The organism is uncultured Campylobacter sp. (assembly GCF_938017705.1).
Lineage (GTDB): Bacteria > Campylobacterota > Campylobacteria > Campylobacterales > Campylobacteraceae > Campylobacter_B.
On record NZ_CALIIS010000140.1, the window covers coordinates 1 to 6,291 of the forward strand.

General features: G+C 39.8%; 6 protein-coding genes and 1 tRNA gene. 4 read left to right on the forward strand and 3 right to left on the reverse strand.

Annotated elements, in window-relative coordinates; translation table 11 throughout:
- From Q0605_RS07040 to Q0605_RS07055, 4 genes are all read left to right on the forward strand, one after another.
- Positions 1 to 772, forward strand: a 772-nt coding sequence (locus tag Q0605_RS07040) for a zonular occludens toxin domain-containing protein (RefSeq protein ID WP_298705458.1), incomplete at its 5' end; no start/stop codon positions are given.
- The gene (locus Q0605_RS07045; RefSeq protein WP_298705461.1) at positions 732 to 1,901 is read left to right on the forward strand and encodes a type II and III secretion system protein; all 1,170 of its coding nucleotides are present in this window, start codon (positions 732 to 734) and stop codon (positions 1,899 to 1,901) included. The genes Q0605_RS07040 and Q0605_RS07045, both read left to right, overlap by 41 nt.
- Before the next feature lie 131 nt (positions 1,902 to 2,032).
- Positions 2,033 to 3,385, forward strand: coding sequence for a hypothetical protein (locus tag Q0605_RS07050; RefSeq protein ID WP_298705464.1), 1,353 nt, complete (start codon positions 2,033 to 2,035; stop codon positions 3,383 to 3,385).
- A gap of 10 nt (positions 3,386 to 3,395) precedes the next feature.
- Positions 3,396 to 4,277, forward strand: a complete 882-nt coding sequence (locus Q0605_RS07055; RefSeq protein WP_298705467.1) for a site-specific integrase — start codon at positions 3,396 to 3,398, stop codon at positions 4,275 to 4,277.
- Between the two features lie 77 nt (positions 4,278 to 4,354).
- On the opposite strand, the gene Q0605_RS07060 is transcribed toward Q0605_RS07055, so the two are convergent.
- From Q0605_RS07060 to Q0605_RS07070, 3 genes are all read right to left on the reverse strand, one after another.
- Positions 4,355 to 4,445 (reverse strand) — tRNA-Ser (locus Q0605_RS07060).
- Between the two features lie 629 nt (positions 4,446 to 5,074).
- Entirely contained in the window at positions 5,075 to 5,491 is a 417-nt protein-coding gene (locus tag Q0605_RS07065) for a polymer-forming cytoskeletal protein (protein WP_005873147.1), read from the reverse strand.
- The coding region (locus Q0605_RS07070) for a peptidoglycan DD-metalloendopeptidase family protein (protein WP_298705470.1) at positions 5,443 to 6,291 on the reverse strand (849 nt) is incomplete at its 5' end. The genes Q0605_RS07065 and Q0605_RS07070, both read right to left, overlap by 49 nt.

Here is a 6,291-nt window from a genome sequence, read left to right on the forward strand (position 1 = left end):
TTTCTTAAAAGCCAAAGAGGATAACATTTTGGTTTGGTGGCTTACCTATCATCGTCATTTATACCAAGATATTTGGCTTATTACGCAAGATTTATCGCTTATAAGTAACGAGTATAAGCGTATAGCCGAGCATTTTGTAAAAGCCGTGGATAGTTCTAAACGTCTATTCAAGAATAAATTTAGATATATGCTTTACGGCTCTTACAAGATGTATCAAAAAGACGTTATGCAAAAATTTCACGTTCCGTATATGAAAGAGGTTTTTAATCTCTACCATTCGGGACAAAACGCTTCTCAAAAATCTTTTGTCCGTAAATTTCTTTATGTATCGTTATTTTTGTTTATCACTCTATCTATATACTTTTATTTCTTTGTGAAAAGTTTCAATTCTGATGAATCCGTTGATTCCTCTGCTTCCGCCCCCGATATTCAATCCAATCAACCTATCGAAACCGGAAGCAGTAACAGTACTAAAGCCCTATCCAACTTTTCTAATCCAAATCCTAATGAGCCTCTTATCGGCTACATATATCAAATTTATTGTTTCTACGATCGTTGTTCCATTCAAAACGGCACTTACGATCACTTTGATCAGAGATACTTAAATTTTATCTTTTTGCGCTCTCCTCCGAAATTCAATGTTCGCTCATTCAAAGGTAAAGGTATTACGTATTTCTTTGTTGGCTTTGATAAGCCCGTTTTCGATAACTTAAAAAAGGAAGAGTTAAACAATGAAAAAAATTCTTTTTCTAGTGCTATTTATTCTAAGTAGCGCCTTGTCTGAAGAAATTAAGCTAAATCTGCTTGATTTCGCCAACGTTGCAAGTCATAATTCAAAAATCGATATTTTAATCAGCGATGAGATAGATCCGAATAGCTTTTACTTTTATACCGCCAAAAATTCCGATGTAACGATAAAACATTTCCGCAAAGCCATAGAGAGTAAAGGCTTAAAACTTATACTTACCGACGGCTTTTATTACGTTTTTAAGAAGAATAAGGACTATGGCGATGCTAATGGCAGCATTAGCGCCGAGCGCAGGCTAAGATACCTTACTTTAGCCAATAACTCCTACGACGACGCGGATAAGATAGTAAGCAAGATGACCGATCAAAACTCAAGCTATATCAGATCTACAAACTCCGTAGTCTTTAAAGCAAGCGACGACGAATACAGCGATATAATAGATTTCGTGCAGCGCAGCGATAAAAAGCTCGAACAGGTAAATTTTAAGCTTACCATACTTGAGACTAATACGAATGATTACAAAGATATAGGCTCGCATCTAAATTCTTTAGGCGACGTCGTGACCCGCTCCGATCTAAACTATTTCATAAATCTTATAACTATGCCTTATAGCGCTGAGACAAACGTAGTAACTACAAAGAAACGGGGCTTTTACGGAGTTCTTAGCCTACTTCAGCAAAACGGCGTAACGACTATCAAGCAAAGCCCGTTTCTGGTCGCCAAAAGCGGCGCCGAGGTTTATTTTTCCTCTGTAGAAAACGTGCCATACCTAACCAACACCAGTACCTACACGCAAAACGGCACCGCCACTCAAAATAGCTACGAGTATAAAGACGTTGGCCTAAAGATTAAAATTCGCCCGGTTGTGCTTCAGAATTCAAACGTTGATTTCAGCCTTGATTTGGTGGTTGAGGACTTATTAGATACGCAAAACACCCTTACGCCGCGCACGAGTAAAAAGGAGCTTAAGTCGAACTATAGCCTTAAGCGGGGCGAACTTCTTGTTTTAAGCGGTATAAACAAAGACGTTGCCTATTCTAAACGCAACGGCGTGCCGCTACTTAAAGATATACCTATACTCAAATATCTTTTCTCTATCGAGCAGAACTATAAAAGCACTAGTATTATAACTCTTACGATAGAGGTAAATTAAGATGAGTATAAGAGCATACGGCATATTATTCGGACGACGGCCGCAGAGAAAAGCAAGCGACGAGGAGCGCGCTTTTCTCTGCTCCCTTGTCAATTTAATAAAAATCTGTTACATTTAAACGAAGCTTAAAGATGTTTGGATTAAATGAAACAGATTTAAAGCTTACGAAGCTTAAAATTGACAGACAACGAAAGTTTTTACAAGATTACAAATTTGTAAATTCTTTCGGCGAAGAAAAAAGCCTGCTTTCGGTCTCAAAGTCTGCAAATTTTTCAAGCACCTATTACGCCGAGGTAGCTAATCGCACCAATACCATACACATGCTTTCTATCAAGCATGAGCTTGTGCCTATATTTTTAACTATTACCTTAAACGGCTGCTTTCGTAAGGCACTAGTGGGGAATTTTGCTACCTTTACCACGAAAGACATTAGATCGCTTCCTATCGAGCAGAAGCAAAAGCTTAACGAGGGTGTGCCCTTTACGATCAGGGATTTAGCCAATGTATTAAACTATAACTTTCATAAATTTACTATGCGGTTCAGGCGTATTTATAAAGGCGAGGTATTCCAGTATATTCGCACCTTTGAGCCGCATAAAAATGACGGCGTGCCGCATATCCACGCTTTGATATATGCTCCAAGGCATACTATTCCTTATCTATTGAAAATTTACAAAGACGTATTCTATGCCCCGCAAAATCTAAGAAATGAGCGTTTAACCTCGGCTCAAATAGCAAATGGCGAGATAAATGGGTTTCAGACCTCTATAAACAACGCCACGGGCTACGTGATGAAATATATCACCAAGACCTTTATAAATTTCAACGAAACTGACGATATTAACGAGGTTCAAGCGTGGTTTATAAAGCATAAAATTCGCAGGTTCTTATCCTCGCAAAACCCAATCCCGCTTTGGGTATATCGCAAGATAAATTTCATCAAAAGCCTGCGTGATCTAGGTAACCTCAATATTCTAAAAGACTTCGATAATACGCTTATAGAGTGGGATTATAAGAGCCAAAGCATTTTTATGTCTATCCCATATACTTCCGAGGAGCTAATTTACGAGGACGGACACTTGCTTTATTATGTCTGTGGTCGGCTCATGCATGAATATGTTAAAAATATCAATCCAGTTCAAAGCATCGGTAAAATCCAATCTCACGAGTTTAAATCGGTTCAAAAGGCTTATAATAGCGGCGAAAAACCTATAATCTACAAGCCTAGCAAGATATTTCGCACCGCCTGGAAAGATATGAGTGATGAAAGGCTTAAGCTTTACTGGCGCGATAATCAAAACGAAATGACCGATGACATTTTAAGCGTCCAAGATTACGCTATGCTTGAGAATGAAATGATCGAGCGCGGATTTCTACAACGCTATAAAAATCATATTAGATATTTTACGGAGCACGCTTTGGAGGATATTAGAGAGCTGGAATTTAAGTATTCCAATAACGGTGTTATGCCGTATCCGTTTTAGGAGGTAAATAATGAAATTTAGCTATTACGCCGATCTGTATTTGAAATTTGGCAAGAAAGAGTGGAAAAACTCGACTTTTGTTAAAAACGCAGGTATTGTAGCAAATCGTTTGCGCTTTTTTGAGAATATGGAAATTTCAGATATAAAGCCTTCTGTAATCCGTGTTTGGCTTGACGGAATATCCGACGTTTGCAACAAGAGTAAAAAACACTATCTTTCGGCGCTAAGTCAGATTATCAAGATTGCTATAGAGGACGAGGAAATTTCTAAAAATCCGCTCGTTCACATAAAGAAAATGCAACACATAACGCCTCGTATTGAGCCTTTTACGAATGAGGAAGTTTTGAAAATCCTTGAAGCTTCCAAAAAATACAATGAGAATTTTAGGATTTTTCTAAAGGTCGGCTTCTTTACCGGGCTTCGCACTGGCGAAATTTTGGCTTTGAAAATTTCCGATATAGACCTGCAAAATCGCGTTATCTCTGTGAATTCTACCCGCTCAAGGTTCGGTGAAAGCACTCCTAAAACCTACTTGAGCATTCGCAAAGTGCCTATTTTAAATACTCTTTATCCTGCTTTGGATTATTTTCTTTTTAATCATATCCATCATAGATATTTGTTGCAAACTCAATACGGCAGGCCTTATAAGGATACTAGCGTTTTTACTTATGATTGCTGGAAGCCTATTTTAAGGGAGCTAAATTTAAAGTATCGTCGCCTTTACAATATGCGCCATACTTATGCCACGAATATGCTTTATCAAAATTTCGTTTCTCCGGTCGAGCTTGCAAAGCTTTTAGGGCATTCCACTCCAAAAATGGTTTATGACGTTTACGTCAATTACCTAAATTCAAACTTAAAAGATTTCGATCGAAATATACAAATTTATTGATTTTTCCCGGGAAGCCTAGTGCTAGGGTCGCCAAATTTTCTAAAAAAGTGCTTCAAATATCGTTAAAATGGGGTTTCTGGCGGACAGAGAGGGATTTGAACCCTCGAGCCCCGGTTAGAAGCTGCACCCTTAGCAGGGGTGTGGTTTCGGCCACTCACCCATCTGTCCACAAAAAGAAATCGCATTATACATAACTAATCTAATAATGGGCTTAAATTAGCCCAGCTCGCAGAATTTATCACCTCGCGGAATTTTGAGCCGGCGGCACAAAGAGATATAATGAGTCAAAACACTCGGCGTAGATAATTTATACTTGCTTACATAGCTTCTGCGAAACTTGAAACTTACGCGAGCTTTTAAAGTATGTGCGAGCAGAAATTTTGCGTTCATGCGTTATTTTGCGGCGAAATTTTAAAATTTTAAATTCAGTCGGGCGCGAATTTTAAAATCCGGCTTACAAGCAAAATTTCAAAATCCCGTGTAAGCGCAAAATTTTAGGATTTAGGGTTTTACGATCTGCGTAATTCTTAAATTTTAAGCATATTTAAGCTTTAAAATTTCGAAAATTTCAAAGCTTAAAAATTTCAATAATTTTGGTTGTGAGGATTTTAAAATTTGGAATTTTTTAAAATTCTAAATTTTAAGATTGAAGACACTTTAAGATTACGCAAATATAAAAGCCTTAAAAATTCTAAGAATTCCAAAGGCTAGAAATTCTAAAATTTCAATATCAATCGGATTCTAAAACCCCGTCAGCTAAAGCGTTTTAAATCCCAAGAATTCTAAATGTGCGCGATTTATTCGCCTAGAGCTTTGTCGATGAGCTTGACGTCTTCGCTTGCGCTGCCGTCGATGACTAGGGCTTGATCGCCGCCACTTACAGCGCTTTTTCCATTAAATTTTGCGCCGACTTCGATGCCGAAGCTTTGCGATAGCACGTCGCCTACGAGCACACCGCCGCCTAGCAGCTCGACGAGCTCAGCTTCGATATTGCCGAAAAATTTGCCGCTGATTACGATATGCTTGGCCCTGATCGAGCCGCGCGCGGTACCATTTTTACCGATGACGACGGTGTTATCGGAGATCACGTCGCCTTCGACATTGCCATCGATATGCAAAATGCATGACAGGTGCAGCTCTCCTTTGATGAGCGTGCCTGACGAGATTATTGTTGTTTGAGCGGTGTTTGCATCGCCTTTATTAAAGATTGCCATGGGACATCTTCCTCCTTAGTAAAAATTTCTTTGTAATTTTTTTCGTTCCAGTTAATAAAATTTAGCGGATCTAGCGGCAGCTGCAAAAATCTAATCTCGTAGTGCAGATGAGGTCCGGTGCTAAGTCCGGTGTTGCCGCTAAAAGCGATAAGATCGCCCTTGTTTACGAACTCGCCTACTTTGCGAGTTAAATTTGAATCCAAATGCGCATATCGTGTCGTAAAGCCGTAGTTGTGGCGAATCTCGACTAGATTGCCGTAGCCAGTAGCACCCGCGCCGCTGTATTGGATGATGCCGTCTGCAGGCGCGTAGATAGGCGTTTTAGGCGGCGTACGTAGATCAACGCCCGGGTGAAACTGCTTGCGCTTTAAGATGGGATGGTTGCGCCAGCCAAATTTCTCGCTGAGTTGATGAGTGCGCATGACCCTGCCGTTTGGGATCTGCATAAAAATTTCTTTTATCAGCGCGTCGGAGAATTTTTCGTTGATGATCTTTTGCGCGCGCTCTTTGATCTCTTGTTCGGAAGTAGGTTTGATGTGAGATAGGGGGTCGATCGCGCGCTCATCCTCCTCAGGATCAAGCCCAAACTGATGCTCCAAATCCGAAATTTTACCCTCGATGGCTTCAAATTCCATCTGACTTGCCGCGATACCGTCGCGAAGTTTTTGATTTAGCTCGTTAAGCTCGGTTTTGGTTCGCGAAAGGCTATCGATTTTAGAGCCCAGATACCTGATATATAGCGCACCCGTGACGAAAACGGTAAAAACAAATAGCACCAAATATAACGCGATCTTTTTGAT

Coding starts and splice junctions, on each gene's coding strand:
- Q0605_RS07045 (WP_298705461.1), top strand. CDS start 732: ATGAAAAAAATTCTTTTTCTAGTGCTATTTATTCTAAGTAGCGCCTTG.
- Q0605_RS07050 (WP_298705464.1), top strand. CDS start 2,033: ATGTTTGGATTAAATGAAACAGATTTAAAGCTTACGAAGCTTAAAATT.
- Q0605_RS07055 (WP_298705467.1), top strand. CDS start 3,396: ATGAAATTTAGCTATTACGCCGATCTGTATTTGAAATTTGGCAAGAAA.
- Q0605_RS07065 (WP_005873147.1), bottom strand. CDS start 5,491: ATGGCAATCTTTAATAAAGGCGATGCAAACACCGCTCAAACAACAATA.